The organism is Tenacibaculum maritimum NCIMB 2154, from assembly GCF_900119795.1.
GTDB lineage: Bacteria > Bacteroidota > Bacteroidia > Flavobacteriales > Flavobacteriaceae > Polaribacter > Polaribacter maritimus.
In genome coordinates this window covers 1,414,106-1,428,471 of record NZ_LT634361.1, presented here as the reverse complement: position 1 = coordinate 1,428,471, position 14,366 = coordinate 1,414,106, and the positions used below count along the sequence as shown (strand labels likewise).

General features: G+C 31.2%; 15 protein-coding genes and 1 other RNA gene. 7 read left to right on the top strand and 9 right to left on the bottom strand.

Annotated features, from left to right (window positions below; translation table 11 throughout):
* Positions 1 to 35: 35 nt before the first annotated feature.
* Positions 36 to 1,115 carry a methylmalonyl Co-A mutase-associated GTPase MeaB gene (gene meaB, locus MARIT_RS06465; RefSeq protein WP_100211088.1) on the top strand — a complete coding sequence of 360 codons (1,080 nt, stop codon included), beginning with the start codon at positions 36 to 38 and terminating at the stop codon, positions 1,113 to 1,115.
* A gap of 56 nt (positions 1,116 to 1,171) precedes the next feature.
* Here meaB and MARIT_RS06460 read toward each other — a convergent pair whose 3' ends face one another.
* Positions 1,172 to 1,606 (bottom strand): hypothetical protein, encoded by a 435-nt coding sequence (locus MARIT_RS06460; protein WP_024741911.1) that lies wholly within the window; start codon positions 1,604 to 1,606, stop codon positions 1,172 to 1,174.
* Positions 1,607 to 1,860: 254 nt separating this feature from the next.
* Between MARIT_RS06460 and MARIT_RS06455 the strand changes: the two genes are divergently transcribed.
* Positions 1,861 to 4,218: a type IA DNA topoisomerase gene (locus MARIT_RS06455; RefSeq protein WP_100211087.1), complete on the top strand. Its 2,358-nt coding sequence runs from the start codon at positions 1,861 to 1,863 to the stop codon at positions 4,216 to 4,218.
* Between the two features lie 64 nt (positions 4,219 to 4,282).
* On the top strand, positions 4,283 to 4,483 hold the full coding sequence (locus MARIT_RS15455; protein WP_136438164.1) for a hypothetical protein: 201 nt from the start codon (positions 4,283 to 4,285) through the stop codon (positions 4,481 to 4,483).
* 39 nt (positions 4,484 to 4,522) lie between these two features.
* On the opposite strand, the gene MARIT_RS06450 is transcribed toward MARIT_RS15455, so the two are convergent.
* Entirely contained in the window at positions 4,523 to 5,206 is a 684-nt protein-coding gene (locus MARIT_RS06450; protein WP_100211086.1) for a TrmH family RNA methyltransferase, read from the bottom strand.
* Positions 5,207 to 5,511: 305 nt separating this feature from the next.
* Between MARIT_RS06450 and MARIT_RS15450 the strand changes: the two genes are divergently transcribed.
* From MARIT_RS15450 to MARIT_RS06440, 3 genes are read left to right on the top strand one after another with little or no spacing between them, the layout of a single operon-like run.
* The gene (locus MARIT_RS15450) at positions 5,512 to 5,685 is read left to right on the top strand and encodes a hypothetical protein (RefSeq protein WP_157926213.1); all 174 of its coding nucleotides are present in this window, start codon (positions 5,512 to 5,514) and stop codon (positions 5,683 to 5,685) included.
* Positions 5,645 to 6,211: a hypothetical protein gene (locus MARIT_RS06445; protein WP_100211085.1), complete on the top strand. Its 567-nt coding sequence runs from the start codon at positions 5,645 to 5,647 to the stop codon at positions 6,209 to 6,211. The genes MARIT_RS15450 and MARIT_RS06445 overlap by 41 nt, the downstream gene beginning before the upstream one ends.
* Positions 6,201 to 6,437: a hypothetical protein gene (locus tag MARIT_RS06440; protein WP_024742164.1), complete on the top strand. Its 237-nt coding sequence runs from the start codon at positions 6,201 to 6,203 to the stop codon at positions 6,435 to 6,437. The genes MARIT_RS06445 and MARIT_RS06440 overlap by 11 nt, the downstream gene beginning before the upstream one ends.
* A gap of 2 nt (positions 6,438 to 6,439) precedes the next feature.
* On the opposite strand, the gene MARIT_RS06435 is transcribed toward MARIT_RS06440, so the two are convergent.
* Positions 6,440 to 6,841 (bottom strand): hypothetical protein, encoded by a 402-nt coding sequence (locus tag MARIT_RS06435; protein WP_136438160.1) that lies wholly within the window; start codon positions 6,839 to 6,841, stop codon positions 6,440 to 6,442.
* Between the two features lie 583 nt (positions 6,842 to 7,424).
* Here MARIT_RS06435 and MARIT_RS06430 point away from each other — a divergent pair.
* Positions 7,425 to 8,111, top strand: coding sequence for an SIR2 family NAD-dependent protein deacylase (locus MARIT_RS06430; protein ID WP_024742166.1), 687 nt, complete (start codon positions 7,425 to 7,427; stop codon positions 8,109 to 8,111).
* On the opposite strand, the gene MARIT_RS06425 is transcribed toward MARIT_RS06430, so the two are convergent.
* From MARIT_RS06425 to rnpB, 6 genes are all read right to left on the bottom strand, one after another.
* On the bottom strand, positions 8,092 to 8,562 hold the full coding sequence (locus MARIT_RS06425) for a DUF6495 family protein (protein ID WP_024742167.1): 471 nt from the start codon (positions 8,560 to 8,562) through the stop codon (positions 8,092 to 8,094). The genes MARIT_RS06430 and MARIT_RS06425 overlap by 20 nt on opposite strands.
* A gap of 164 nt (positions 8,563 to 8,726) precedes the next feature.
* Entirely contained in the window at positions 8,727 to 9,278 is a 552-nt protein-coding gene (locus MARIT_RS06420; protein ID WP_100211084.1) for a TlpA family protein disulfide reductase, read from the bottom strand.
* A gap of 103 nt (positions 9,279 to 9,381) precedes the next feature.
* A complete protein-coding gene (locus MARIT_RS06415; protein ID WP_100211083.1) occupies positions 9,382 to 9,990 on the bottom strand; it encodes an IS630 family transposase in 609 nt (202 codons plus the stop codon).
* Entirely contained in the window at positions 9,959 to 10,453 is a 495-nt protein-coding gene (locus MARIT_RS06410) for a helix-turn-helix domain-containing protein (protein WP_024742594.1), read from the bottom strand. Before MARIT_RS06410 ends, MARIT_RS06415 begins: the two co-directional genes overlap by 32 nt.
* Positions 10,454 to 10,842: 389 nt before the next feature.
* Positions 10,843 to 13,620 (bottom strand): bifunctional aconitate hydratase 2/2-methylisocitrate dehydratase, encoded by a 2,778-nt coding sequence (locus tag MARIT_RS06405; protein WP_100211082.1) that lies wholly within the window; start codon positions 13,618 to 13,620, stop codon positions 10,843 to 10,845.
* 341 nt (positions 13,621 to 13,961) lie between these two features.
* Positions 13,962 to 14,273, bottom strand: an RNA gene (gene rnpB / locus MARIT_RS06400) — RNase P RNA component class A.
* Positions 14,274 to 14,366 lie beyond the last annotated feature (93 nt).

The window sequence follows — 14,366 nt, the reverse complement described above, 5'->3', positions numbered from 1 at the left end:
GTTAATTTTACAATCTCAATACTTTGTTATCTATTATGGTTAAAAAAAGCAAATCCACATTACAGGAGAAAAAAGGCATTGCTCCTCCAAAAACAACTAATATGGCCGCTGCCAAAAAAATCAAACTGAATAGAAATAAACAATACAGTATTGATGAATTTGTTTCAAAAATAATCAAAGGAGATATTACTTTTCTAAGCAAGGCTATTACTTTGGTTGAAAGCACCAATATAAAACATCAAGAAAAAGCGAATCAAATTCTAGAGCGCTGCTTACCTTATGCAAATAACGCTGTTAGAATAGGAATCACAGGAGTTCCTGGCGTTGGAAAAAGTACTTTTATAGAATCTTTTGGAAAACATTTAACTTCTTTAGGAAAAAAAGTAGCAGTATTAGCTGTTGATCCAAGTAGCTCTGTTAACAAAGGAAGTATCTTAGGCGATAAAACAAGAATGGAGCAATTAGTTACTGATAAAAATGCTTTTATTCGACCTTCTCCTTCTGGCACTTCCTTGGGTGGAGTTGCTCAAAAAACAAGAGAAAGTATTATTTTATGCGAAGCTGCCGGATTTGATACAATTGTTATAGAAACTGTAGGTGTTGGACAAAGCGAAACTGCCGTTCATTCCATGGTCGATTTCTTTTTATTACTAAAGTTGGCAGGAGCAGGTGATGAATTACAAGGTATAAAACGAGGAATCATTGAAATGGCAGATGCTATTGTTATTAATAAGGCGGATGGAGATAATGAGAAAAAAGCTAAAATAGCTAAAGTAGCATTCAATAGAGCCCTACACCTATACCCTTCAAAAGAAAGTGGATGGCAACCCAAAGTACTTGTTGCAAGCGCTCTTCACCATCAAGGCATCCATGTTATCTTTGAAATGATTGAGGATTATCTAATTTTAGTCAAAAAGAACAATTTTTTTGAGCAACGAAGAAATCAACAAAATGAGTATTGGTTACTAGAAACAATACACCAGCAACTAAAAAATGACTTTTATAATATTCCTGAAATAAAAGAATCTTTAATAAAAGAAATCGAAAAATTAGAAAGTGGAAAAACAACTCCTTTTATGGCTGCTAAACGGCTATTAAATTCTAAAAAGAAATAAATTAAAAAGGCTTAAGATTAATACCTTAAGCCTTTTTAATTTTTATGGTTAATTTCTTATTTTTTAAATAAATTTGTAATATCTTCTTTCGTCAATAGTCTTGAAACGGTCATTACATCAGGGTCTCTACTTACAAACTGCTGAATTTGCAAATACAAATTTCCTTCTTCTCTACTATATTTTAACCAAACTACATCTCCATTGGCTTTAATTTGTAAAGGATCTCTAGGCTTGTCCTCAAATCCTTTCATCATAATTTCGTACAACTTATCATAATCATTATTTAAGTTTTTAAATCCAAAGTGCACATACTCATGCCCTAATGCATTCATGTTTTTATAATATAAATTATACTCATTATCACCTGCTTTCTCCAAATAAACATAGCTAATTTTTGACACAATTTCAGTTTTTGTAGTTTCTACAAGTTCTATTTGAGAAAATGCAGAAAAAGAAAAGCAACATAACGCAATAAATAATATTTTTTTCATGGATAATAAATTTTTAGGGATATTCCTCTTTTAATAAATAAACTTAATTTCTGTTAGAAGCCTCTAAGATATCAAAAAAAAACTATTAAGAAATCAACAAATTGTCAATGATTCAACATCCTTATTTTTACAAGCAAAAACATCCTCTTAAATCGCAGACTATCAATACTTACATTTCATTTGTTAAAAACTAAAAGTAGTGCAAATAATTTGTATCAAAAAAATAGTAATTTCGAAGCCTTAAAATTTTATAAATGAAAGTATGTATTGCCGAGAAACCAAGTGTAGCTAGAGAAATTGCTAATATACTGGGAGCCAAAACCAAACGAGATGGTTATTTCGAAGGAAATGGTTATGCAGTAACCTATACTTTTGGTCATTTATGTACACTTCTAGAACCCAAAGATTACAAACCTCATTGGAAAAGTTGGGATCTAAATAATTTACCCATGCTTCCTGAGCATTTTAATACTAAAGTAACAAACGATTCAGGAATCCAAAAACAATTTAATATTGTAAAAAGTTTATTTGAAAAAGCAGAGATTGTTATTAATTGTGGGGATGCGGGACAAGAAGGAGAGTTAATTCAGCGTTGGGTAATTAATCAATCCAATTATAAAGGAAAAGTACAACGGTTATGGATTTCTTCACTAACTGAAGAAGCTATCAAAGAGGGGTTCCAAAATTTGCATGCTTCAGAAAAATACGATAATTTATATTATGCTGGTTTTTCAAGGGCTATTGGTGATTGGCTATTAGGACTAAATGCTACTCGCTTATATACTGTGAAATTTGGAGGATACAAACAAGTCTTATCTATTGGCAGGGTGCAAACTCCTACCCTTGCAATGCTTGTTAATCGTCATAAAGAAATCGAAAATTTTAAGCCACAGCCTTATTGGGAATTACAAACCTTATATAGAAATACCCAGTTTAATTGCGAAGAAGGTCGCTTTTTAAAAAAAGAAGATGGAGAGACCTTGGCTAATAAAGTAAAAGAAGATGATTTTGAAATTACTGCTGTTACTAAGAAGAAAGGAAAAGAATATGCTCCTAAACTATTTGATTTAACGGGCTTACAGGTTTATTGTAATAACAAATTTGGTTTTTCTGCTGACGAAACTTTAAAAATAGCTCAAAAACTATATGAAATGAAAGTTGTTACATACCCTAGAGTAGATACTACATTTTTACCTAACGACGTATATCCAAAAGTAGCTGGTATATTAGGGCAATTGACTCCTTATAATCATTTAACGCAACCTCTCCTTGGTAAAAAAATAAAAAAATCACCTAAAGTTTTTAACGATAAAAAAGTTACCGATCATCATGCTATCATTCCTACTGGAATACAAGTACAATTACAATATAACCAGCAACAGGTTTATGACATCATAACTCGCCGATTTATTGCCGTTTTTTATGATGAAAGTAGCGTATCTAACACCACTGTTATAGGTAAAGCCGCTAATGTTTCTTTTAAAACTACTGGGAAAGAAATTTTAGAAAAAGGTTGGCGCGTTGTTTTTGAAAACAATATTTCTAACCCAACGCAAAACAATGTCAAAAAAAGTATTAAGGATAAGATTCCTGAGCAATCTATACTTCCTACCTTTATAAAAGGTGAGAAAGGTGCTCATGAACCTTCTTTCTTAGAAAAAGAAACCAAACCTCCTCGAAACTATACAGAAGCAAGCTTACTTCGTGCTATGGAAACTGCTGGAAAGCAAGTTGATGATGACGAAATGAGAGAACTAATGAAAGAAAATGGTATTGGACGCCCATCTACACGTGCCAGTATTATTGAAACCTTATTCCGTAGAAAATATATAGCACGTAAAAAGAAATTAGTTATTCCTACTCAAACAGGAATTCAATTAATTGATTTAATAGATAATGAATTGCTAAAATCTGCTGAACTAACAGGGCTTTGGGAGAAGCGTTTAAAAGAAATTGAAAAAGGCGTTTTTAACGCTGGAACTTTTATTAAGAACATGAAAACAATGGTAGAGCAACTCGTATATGAAGTTCGTTCTAATAAAAAATCGACACGCATTTCTCATATAAACGCTACTACCCCTCCTCATAGTACAAAAACCCTTAAAAAAAATACTAAGAAAAAAGAAGTGGCAGGTAAAGAATGTCCTAAATGTAAAAAAGGTACTTTGCTAAAAGGAAACACCGCTTTTGGTTGCGCTGCTTATAAGGAAGGCTGCACTTTTACGCTACCTTTTGATTTTCTAGGGAAAAAAATTTCAGAAAATCAACTGATTCGATTATTAGATAAAGGATGCACTACTAATTTAAAAGGTTTTAAAACTGACGATGGAAAAATAGAAGGGCTAGTTCGCTTTGATGAAAATTTTAACCTAAAATTAGAACCTAAACAAAAAAATACTGGCGTTACAAGCCCTAATAAAGAGAAAAGCTCTGATAGTATGGTATGTCCTAAATGTAAAAAAGGTGCTTTATTAAAAGGGAAAACAGCTTATGGTTGCTCTGAATATAAAAATGGGTGTAATTTCGTTTTTGCTTTTAATGAAATTCGGGAAAAAGCAAATGGACTTCCACTTACAAAAGAACTTGTTTATAAGCTTTTATCTTCCAAATAGCTGCTTCTAATAATGAAGTTTTTCTTTATTCAACAATTCCATACTTGGTAAAAGCAATACAAACTTGATACTAAGGTTAATTACTAGCATCATAAAAACAGAAATAAATCATACTTATTTAAGTATAACTCATAAAGAAGTAACTTCATTTCCAGAAGCTGGTTTAACGATTTGGTTTTTCTACCTAGGAATACAAACTAAAAGATTTGATAATTTCTCTAATTTCTTTTTGTCAGAAAATTATTTAAAAACATCTTTTAAATAATACTAAGATCATGATTAGCATATTATTATATTGACACTACTAAGCTTTCTTTTTCTCTTTATTTTGATAATAATGTGCTTTAATTTTATCCACATTTTTAATTGTTTTTTGCACCCATTCAAAATATATTTTTTCTTTTTCTTCTTCTGATAATTTCCATAAAACTTCGCTTTTCTTCAAACGGGTTGTCACATCTTGTAATATAATAGCAGCAGCAACAGATATGTTTAAACTCTCTGTAAAACCAACCATCGGTATTTTTAAGAAACCATCTGCTTCCTGCTTCACATAATCAGATATTCCCTCCTTTTCTACTCCAAAAACAAAAGCTGATTTCTTGGTTATATCAAAATCAGCTAGCATACAAGAATCATTATGAGGAGTCGTTCCTATAATTTGATATCCATTGCTTCGCAAAGCATTTAAACAATCTTTTGTATTATTAGTATCCCTATTAAATCGATGAAAATCCAACCACTTTTGAGAGCCTTTAGCTACATGCCTAGAAACTTTATTTACATACATATTTTCTATAGCATACACATCTTGAATACCAAAGATATCGCAACTTCTAACTACGGCACTTGCGTTATGAGCTTGATAAATATCTTCTAAAACCACCGTAAAATGACGTGTTCTTTCTTTCAATACCTCTTCAAATAGTGTTTTTCTTCTATCTGTAAGATATCCTTCTAAATATTTTAATAATGCTTGATCAATCATTGGACAAACATACTAAAATTTCACCTCAAAACTTTAATTGAAAGATTGCTATATCCATGCTTAACAAAAAACAAAATTTCAACAACACGTACTTATACGCACCTATATTTCCGTATAAATACCTAGATTAAAAATTAAAATATTTTATTAGGTTTGCTTTGTGTTTACTTCTCAATTAAAATTTCTACAATTTTCACATCAATTGTAGCATTACAAAAAACAACCTTAAAAGCAATTATAAGAAATTAAAAATTAGACTTATAAGGTATTTTTATTCTACAATTATTGATTTAAAACGAAGTAAAATGAAAAAACCAGTATTAGTTTTAAGCACCTTATTGGTATTGATTTCTTTTCTATCATGTACAGATGAATCAGAAGAAACAATTCAAACACAAATACATTCCTTTATTGCCCCTACAAAAGATTCTCCAGAAAATGACAGAAATTATAATGGGGCACCTAATAACGAAGAGTAATACTTATATTACACTACTTATATTTATTGGAATCACAGTTTATTTTTTTAATTCTTTAGGAAGTAGCACCTGTGTATTTTCTGTAGATTTATTGATATTTTTATTTGCTAAGCAAATAAAAAATAAATACGAATATACCGCTGTATGTATAGGCTTTATGACTATTTATATCGGAACCCATTTCTTAACAATCCTATTCTTACCGAAAAGCCTACTTATAAGAATATTTAAGGTAAAAGGTTATTATAAATCTACCCACCCATTAAACACCTTACTAACAATCATTTATCATACAATTACATTCCATAAAATACAAAATGTTATTATTTTATCTGAAATAAGACTGAAAAAAACAGTTACTAGCTTAACTTCTTTAGTAGGTAATTTAAAAGTCAATTACCATTATAAACTTGTTAAAAAAGGCATCCATCATAAGTTAACCAAAGAAGAGCTGAAGGTAGCTTCTCTTGTATTTGAGAAAAAAATACATTCCCCCTTAAAAACTATTGTCAGTAATGGAAAATAAGGACCGAACTAAACTACTTAATAAATTACAAAAACTTGGATTTATAAACAAGAAAACTAAAACCAACTTAGGAATTAGTTTTGAGGAATATATCAAACTAGCATCTAACAATGAAATTGAACTATTGGATGAGGTTCTTAGAATAAAAAAAAAGAAGGAAAATAAAGTTCCTTTATCCTATATTGAAGAGGCATTCTTAAACTACTTTTTGCTAAATTATCATTAAAGTTACTTAGATTCTTTTCCTTCAACAATATCTCTTAATCTTTTAGATGCTTGCTGCTTTTCTATAAAAAAGTTAAAAACCTCCATTTTTTGAAACTCCTTTTCTCTTAAAGAAAGGTAACTAACAATCTTGTCTTTATCAAGCCCATCTAGTAATTTAATAATATCATTATCTAAGAGGCTCAAAATAATATCTTCTTTATTTTTAAGAATAGGTAATCTTCCTTCTAAAATATAATCTTTAGAAATCCCCGTTTTATATTCTAATAAAATTAAATAGCCATTATTCATGCTCCCTCTATCAATTCCCTTCCTCAATGCATCGTAGTTAATATGAAGCATTTCGGCAACCTCTTTCATCTTTAACCCACTCTCATTAAGAGCTATTTTAAATCTTTTTTTCATAAAATAAGAAAAATATCCCATTATAACTAAAAATACAGGACATTTGTCCTATATTTGTAGTAAATTACAATGCTAACGTTAACAAATATATGCAAATTATAGGCAAATTTTAAAGATGAAAAATCAAAAAGAACAAATAAAAGCATGAATTTATTATTTTTTTAGAACGCTAACAAGCTTAATACTACTAATTTGAACTCTGTGGGGGGGCTCACTAAAAAAAAAGTAACAATCAATTAAAATTATAATTGATTTAGTAAACACATCACGGAGAGGTTGGTTACTCCTCTCTTTATTCAATTACTTCCTACTTTGCATAAACCTGATATAATGACTTTTGAAATCAGTTTTTTTATCAGCTAAACTCAAGCTTTAACTTTCCTCTTATGGCAAAATTACATTTAACCTTACTTGAACATAACGCCTCTTCTCACATGAGTAACCAATATAGAGAAACTTAAAAACAAAGGCTATTTACTCTTTATGTTCAATTAATATCTCTCGGGTATTAAGATTACGTTTATCAAATATCTTTTTTAACCATCTCATAAAGTTTCTTATTTTAGTACCCTAAAGTATTCGTATGAAAAAAAGAATAGCAATACTCACCGGAGCAGGTATGAGCGCTGAAAGCGGTATTCAAACTTTTAGAGATGCTAATGGTTTATGGGAAGGACATAACGTTATGGAAGTTGCTAGCCCTGAAGGTTTTTCTAAAAATCCTGAATTAGTTTTAAATTTTTACAACCAACGCCGCAAACAATTACTAACCGTACAACCTAATAAGGGGCATTTTAACTTAAAAAAGCTAGAAGAAAATTTTATTGTTAATATTATTACCCAAAATGTTGATGACCTACATGAACGTGCAGGATCTAAAAACGTAATTCATTTGCATGGCGAGCTTTTAAAGGTAAGAAGTAGCCTTCATGAAAATAGTATTTATAATTGGAATTCTGATTTACTTTTAGGGGATACTTGCAAGCAGGGTGCACAGTTAAGACCTCATATTGTTTGGTTTGGTGAAATGGTTCCTATGCTTGATAAAGCCATTGAAATTATCCAAAAAGCAGATATTTTAGTTATTATTGGTACTTCTATGCAAGTATATCCTGCTGCTAGCTTGATTCATTACGCTCAACCTCATATACCTATCTATTTTATAGATCCGGCACCAGCTGTTTCCTATCAAGATTTTCATAACTTAACTGTTATACAAAATATTGCTAGCTCAGGTACAGAAATACTTCTTAAGAAATTAATCGGTTAAAATGCTCAAAAATAGCTCCTTTTGCTATTTGACTTCCTTTTTCTATAAGGTCGAAAACTTCAAAGTTTCGTTCATCACGATACTTCTTTGTTCCTTTAAAAAATGCCACAGATTCATCCATCGCATTTTTTAACAACCATTCAAAACCTTCTTGGGTTAGTAAGTTTGCCTTCTTGTTCTCTACATTTATCACGATTCTATGAATTTCTTCCTTATCACTTTTAAAAAGATTTATTGAGCTTTCAGAAAAATGCTCCAAGTATGCTGTTTTAGTAAGTACATCATCCCAAACCACATCTGAAAAAATATTCATTTCTTCTGCTGCTATATGAGGTTTCTCTTCTTTCAATTGTTTCCATTCTTTTGCATCAATACTCTGTGATGCTAAAAAACGTGCAAACTCTTCATGCAAACTTTCAAATTGCTCTCTAGTTAATTGTCTATATTTCATTTTAAATTATAAAAAAATACCTAAAATTAGGCGATTCAAATATCTGAATTTCTAAATGATTTAAGAAATGATATCACCGTTTATTATCTTATTATTGTTCTTTAAAGGATATTAGAAATGCTTTAACTAGCTTATTTAAGGGAAATTCCTAATCACAATCAGGGTTATTTTCCAGCAAGTAATTTATCTAACATTCTTTTTACAGATTTGCTGTTCCAATTTGCAGCCCCTTGCTTGGCTACTACTATTTTTCCTGATTGATTTATAATATAAGTAGTGGGAATGCTCGTAGCTTCCAATTTACTCGGTATTTGATTTACGCTATGATATGTAGGTAAATCATATCCTTTTTCTTTATAAAATTTATTGATAACTTCCCATTTTTCATTACTTATAAATAAGAAGGTTATCTTTTCTTTATAAGTGTCATATAACTTCTGAATACTTGGCATTTCTGCTATACATGGAGGGCACCAAGTAGCCCAAAAATTTATAAAAACTACCTTCCCTTTTACCTTTTCAAAATTGATATCTGGTGCATTCAATCCCTTTAAGCTCCATTGATAGTTTCCTATTTCTTTTTGAGCTTTATTTTCTATCTCTGAAGGAGCAAAAGAAACTAACCTTATAAAATATACTTTAGTCGGCGGATATATCATTAAAATGATAAACACTAAAAACAGTGCATTAATTATTTTCTTGCTATTTATTTTCATAATTCCTTAGTATTCTTTTTTGGCAATCACTTACAAGCAACTTCAGAAAGTCTTAAGTTCTTTTTATTATTTCAAAATATAGCTGGTGTTAAATTTATACGATTTAAACTTTAAAATGCGTTATAAATATTTCTTTGTATCTATAATCAGCTACAATTGATTTTATAAGTTCATTGTCCATTTGATTTACAATTTGATATAACCATTGTTTTAATTCTGTCATATTTTGAAAATACTTATTTCTAAAACGATACTTGATATATTGCCATATTTGTTCACAGGGATTAAGTTCTGGTGTGTACGGAGGTATTCTCAAGAGAAAAATATTATCAGGCACATTAATATTTTTTGAGGAATGAAAAGCGGCATTATCTATAACTACAATTTTATATTCGTTAGGATTATGTAGAGAAAAAGCCGCTAAATAGGCTTCAAATATTTTTGAATCTACTCCATTAATTTCCCACACAAAACTATCTCCATTTATAGGAGAATAGCTACCCCACAGGTAAGTATTAGAAAATTTATGTTGGTAAGACACTACTGGTTTTAATCCTACTAACGATAGACATTTACCTACAAAGGTCTTCAGACCAAATCGAGATTCATCTTGAAAATATAAATTGACGCTATCAAATCTATTATTCTTATTTAGACTATCTCTAATCGAATTAAACCTATCAGGAAGTTTTAAAAAATTCAGCCGAAGCATCTTTATCTTTCTTAACGTTACTTTTTCTTGGAACTTTAAGAGTAGTACCTAATTTAGTTTTTAAGTATTTCCAAAGCCATTGATATTCAATCTTAACACCGTGATTTACTTCTAACCACTTTTGAACATCTTTATAACCATTGAATTGAACTCTTTCTTGGTTCAACAGATTCTGTAACTCCTTGTGAATAGCAGGAGTAATTATTTTTGAGGATCTATTACGTTTGTCTGGACTTAGATAATAATCTATTCCTTTTTCTCTATATATCTTCAACCATCTATGAAGAGTACTATAATTGATAGAAAGGATACTAGCTATTGGACCTAATGTTTTATAACCTCCTGAGCTAATTAAAAACAAAACTTTAAGCTTTTGTGAACTCTTAAAATTGGTTACTTTTTGTTTGTACGATTCTAATGTGTCTAAATCTTCTCTAATACGGATTTGAGTCAGTCTTCCCATACCTTAAAGATAATAAATTTAACTTAAATTAAAGTTTAATTGGTATTAGATGTAAAACAGTAGCTTCATACAGCTTGCAGCAAGCTTTCGTCTTAAACAAATATTAAAATAAACTAATTATATCATTTTTTATTTCGCTATACTTTAAACTTACTTCAAAAAGTTTTCTTTAATAAAGACTCTTGGAGTCTTTATAAGAAATCAAGCATAACGTGTACTAGTGATAACAGTTTAAAACAATTCTAGCATTAAAAAAGCATACGGAACCTGTTAATAAACCAACAATCTTTTTATTTTAAGATAAGAGATTTTATAACAAAAGCCTGAGTTAAAAAACCCAGGCTTTTATATATATCATTTCAGTATAAAACTCATACTATCAAATACTATTATATCACTAATTTCTTTTGAGAAGGTTTAAATTTAGTTAATACAATTCCATCAACAGCTGCCTCATATTCCTCCATTGTTGGCGTTCTTCCTAAAACAGTAGATAAAACTACCACTGGAGTTGATGATAATAGTGATTCTCCCTTTTTCTCTCCAGAATCCTTTACAACTCTTCCTTGGAACAAACGTGTTGAGGTTGCCATTACAGTATCCCCCGGCTCCGCCTTCTCTTGATTCCCCATACATAAGTTACATCCAGGACGCTCTAAATACAACATATTCTCATATTTAGTACGAGCCAAGCCTTTAGGTGCATTGTCATCAAACTCAAAACCTGAATATTTTTTTAACACTTCCCAATCACCTTCTTCCTTCAATTCATCTACAATATTGTAGGTAGGAGGTGCTACTACTAAAGGAGCTTTAAACTCGACTTTTCCTTGTTGCGCCTCGATATTTTTCAACATTTGGGCCAAAATTTTCATATCTCCTTTATGAACCATACAAGAACCGATAAAACCTAAATCTACTTTTTTCGTACCTCCATAATATGATAATGGCCTAATAGTATCATGAGTATAACGTTTAGAAACATCTTCATTATTCACATCAGGGTCAGCAATCATTGGTTCAGCAATTTCATCCAAATCAATAACTACCTCTGCATAATACTTAGCATTAGCATCAGGGCGTAATGCTGGTTTTGCTCCCGTTTTTACTTCTTGAATTCTATTATTTGCTTTATCTATCAACCCTTTTAGCACCTGCTTTTCATTATCCATTCCCTTATCAATCATGATTTGGATACGGTCCCTAGCAATTTCCAACGACTCTATTAAAGTTTCATCTTCTGAAATACAGATAGATGCTTTTGCTTTCATTTCTGCCGTCCAATCTGTAAACGTAAAAGCTTGATCAGAAGTTAATGTACCAATATGAACTTCAATAATTCTTCCTTGGAATACATTTTCTCCTCCAAACTGTTTTAGCATTTGTTGTTGAGTAGCATGCACCACATCTCGGAAATCCATATAACTCCTCATATCTCCTTTAAAAGTAACCTTTACAGACTCTGGAATAGGCATTGTAGCTTCTCCTGTTGCCAAAGCTAATGCCACCGTTCCTGAATCAGCACCAAAAGCCACTCCTTTAGACATACGTGTATGCGAATCTCCACCTATAATCACATCCCAATCATCAACAGCAAGATCATTCAATACCTTATGAATAACATCAGTCATTGCATGGTATTTCCCTTTTGGATCACGAGCTGTAATTAAACCAAAGTCATTCATAAACTTCATCAATCTTGGAATATTAGCTTTAGATTTATCATCCCAAACAGAAGCTGTATGACAGCCTGATTGATATCCTGCATCAACAATTGGAGAAATTATAGTAGCCGCCATCATTTCCAACTCCTGAGAAGTCATTAAACCAGTAGTATCTTGAGACCCTACAATATTTACTTCTACACGAACATTAGATCCTGTATGTAACACCTTACCAGGAGTAGTTCCTACAGCATTTTTATTAAATATCTTTTCAACAGCTGTTAATCCTTGTCCTTCAATAGAAATTTCTTTCGATGGGGCGTACACTTGCGGTACTTCAATACCTAAAGCTTTGCAAGCAAATGTTTGTAATTTCTTTCCAAAAACTACAGCATAAGAGCCACCTGCTTTGATAAACTCCATTTTTTGTGGTGTTAGAGCAGTTGAAATATCTTTTAGCTCCTTTTCTCCACTATACAACTTTTTACTCTTCGTATTGATTGTAAACACAGTACCTGTTTCTACGGAATACACTTGCTTTAGTACTGGCTCTCCATCTTCATCTACGATAGTATTGCCTTTCTCATCTTTTTGTTTCACCCAATTTTTCAGATCAATACCAATCCCCCCTGTTACTCCTACAGTAGTTAAGAAAATAGGAGCTATTCCGTTTGTTCCTGCAATTACAGGAGCTATATTTATAAATGGTACATAAGGGCTTGAAGAAATTCCTGTCCATAAAGCCACATTATTAACTCCCGACATTCTTGAAGATCCAACTCCCATAGTACCTCTTTCTGCCACTAACATCACTCGTTTATCAGGATGTTTCTCTTTTAATGCTAGCAACTCTTTTTGCATATCTTTATTATGCTCAAAAATAGACTGTCCATGCAATTCACGGTCGGATCTTGAATGTGCATCTGCTCCAGGAGATAATAAATCAGTCGAAATATCTCCTACACCAGCTACATAAGTTACTACTTGAATCTCTTCTTCAACCTCTGGTAATTTTGTAAAGAACTCAGCTTTTGCATAACTCTCTATAACTTCTTTAGCAATAGTATTTCCTTCTTTCATAGCATACTTCAAACGCTCTGTATCCGCTTCGTATAAAAACACTTGTGTTTTTAAAACCTTAGCGGCAGCCTCTGCTATTTCTGAATCATCTCCTAAAGCTAAATCTAATAACACCTCTACCGAAGGACCACCTTTCATATGCGACAATTGCTCAAAAGCAAATTCAGCAGTGATTTCTTTTACAGCAAATTCACCAAGAATAATTTCTTTTAAAAATTTAGCTTTTACAGCAGCTGCACTCGTAGTACCAGGAAGCACATTATAAATGAAAAAATTAAGAGAATCTTCTCTATATTCATTAGTTTCCTCTTTAATTTGCTTAATGATTTCACTCACTAACTCCGCACCATCAATAGGTTTTGGATGAAGTCCTTGAGCTTTCCGGTCTTCTATTTCTTTTATATAATCCTTATAAATGCTCATTTATAGAAGTTTTAATGTTAAAGACTCTAGTTTGTTAATCTGATCTTAACTAAAAGTAGTTTTTACAAATTAAAAAGTACCCTTCAGTTGCATCGGATTAACATCAAAAGTCGTATATAATAAATAATTTCGTATTAATTTTCGTCATACAAAAGTACTGTTTTAAGAGCAAATTTTAAAATATCTAACAAAATATACGTATTAATGAATTTTAAGCAAAAAGAAAAGATAAATATATTTTTTTACTAAAAAACAAAAGATTATTTGTTAATTTATTATCATATCAACAAAACAAATAGCAAATTTAAAGTCCATTCTTTTTTATAATAATTCTAAATTAATAAAAAAGCAGACCAATAAGCCGGATCCTGTCCTCCTACTTACTTCAGAGGTCCTATCATTTATCTAGTTCTAAAATTACTTTTAGAATCCATCTGCCTACCCCTTAGAATCGAGCGAGCAGCTCTCAAGCTCTAATGTACATGGCATTGCACCGCATAGAGTTTACCTGGTTTCACTACAGCCGAACTGTACATTCTTTCTGTTGCACTGGTCCTCAGCTTACGCTGGACGGATGTTATCCGCTATGCTTGCTCTATGGTGTCCGGACTTTCCTACTTAATTTACTTAAGTCGATAAGATAGGTCTGCTTTGATACTATTTATAATCGCATCTTATAAAAGAACGTTTTAGTCTTATTTATAATAAAAAACCCACTCAAAAGAATTGAGCGGGAAAATTGCTAT

Coding starts and splice junctions, on each gene's coding strand:
- meaB (WP_100211088.1), top strand. CDS start 36: ATGGTTAAAAAAAGCAAATCCACATTACAGGAGAAAAAAGGCATTGCT.
- MARIT_RS06460 (WP_024741911.1), bottom strand. CDS start 1,606: ATGAAAAAAATATTATTTATTGCGTTATGTTGCTTTTCTTTTTCTGCA.
- MARIT_RS06455 (WP_100211087.1), top strand. CDS start 1,861: ATGAAAGTATGTATTGCCGAGAAACCAAGTGTAGCTAGAGAAATTGCT.
- MARIT_RS06450 (WP_100211086.1), bottom strand. CDS start 5,206: ATGATTGATCAAGCATTATTAAAATATTTAGAAGGATATCTTACAGAT.
- MARIT_RS15450 (WP_157926213.1), top strand. CDS start 5,512: ATGAAAAAACCAGTATTAGTTTTAAGCACCTTATTGGTATTGATTTCT.
- MARIT_RS06445 (WP_100211085.1), top strand. CDS start 5,645: ATGACAGAAATTATAATGGGGCACCTAATAACGAAGAGTAATACTTAT.
- MARIT_RS06440 (WP_024742164.1), top strand. CDS start 6,201: ATGGAAAATAAGGACCGAACTAAACTACTTAATAAATTACAAAAACTT.
- MARIT_RS06435 (WP_136438160.1), bottom strand. CDS start 6,841: ATGAAAAAAAGATTTAAAATAGCTCTTAATGAGAGTGGGTTAAAGATG.
- MARIT_RS06430 (WP_024742166.1), top strand. CDS start 7,425: ATGAAAAAAAGAATAGCAATACTCACCGGAGCAGGTATGAGCGCTGAA.
- MARIT_RS06425 (WP_024742167.1), bottom strand. CDS start 8,562: ATGAAATATAGACAATTAACTAGAGAGCAATTTGAAAGTTTGCATGAA.
- MARIT_RS06420 (WP_100211084.1), bottom strand. CDS start 9,278: ATGAAAATAAATAGCAAGAAAATAATTAATGCACTGTTTTTAGTGTTT.
- MARIT_RS06415 (WP_100211083.1), bottom strand. CDS start 9,990: ATGCTTCGGCTGAATTTTTTAAAACTTCCTGATAGGTTTAATTCGATT.
- MARIT_RS06410 (WP_024742594.1), bottom strand. CDS start 10,453: ATGGGAAGACTGACTCAAATCCGTATTAGAGAAGATTTAGACACATTA.
- MARIT_RS06405 (WP_100211082.1), bottom strand. CDS start 13,620: ATGAGCATTTATAAGGATTATATAAAAGAAATAGAAGACCGGAAAGCT.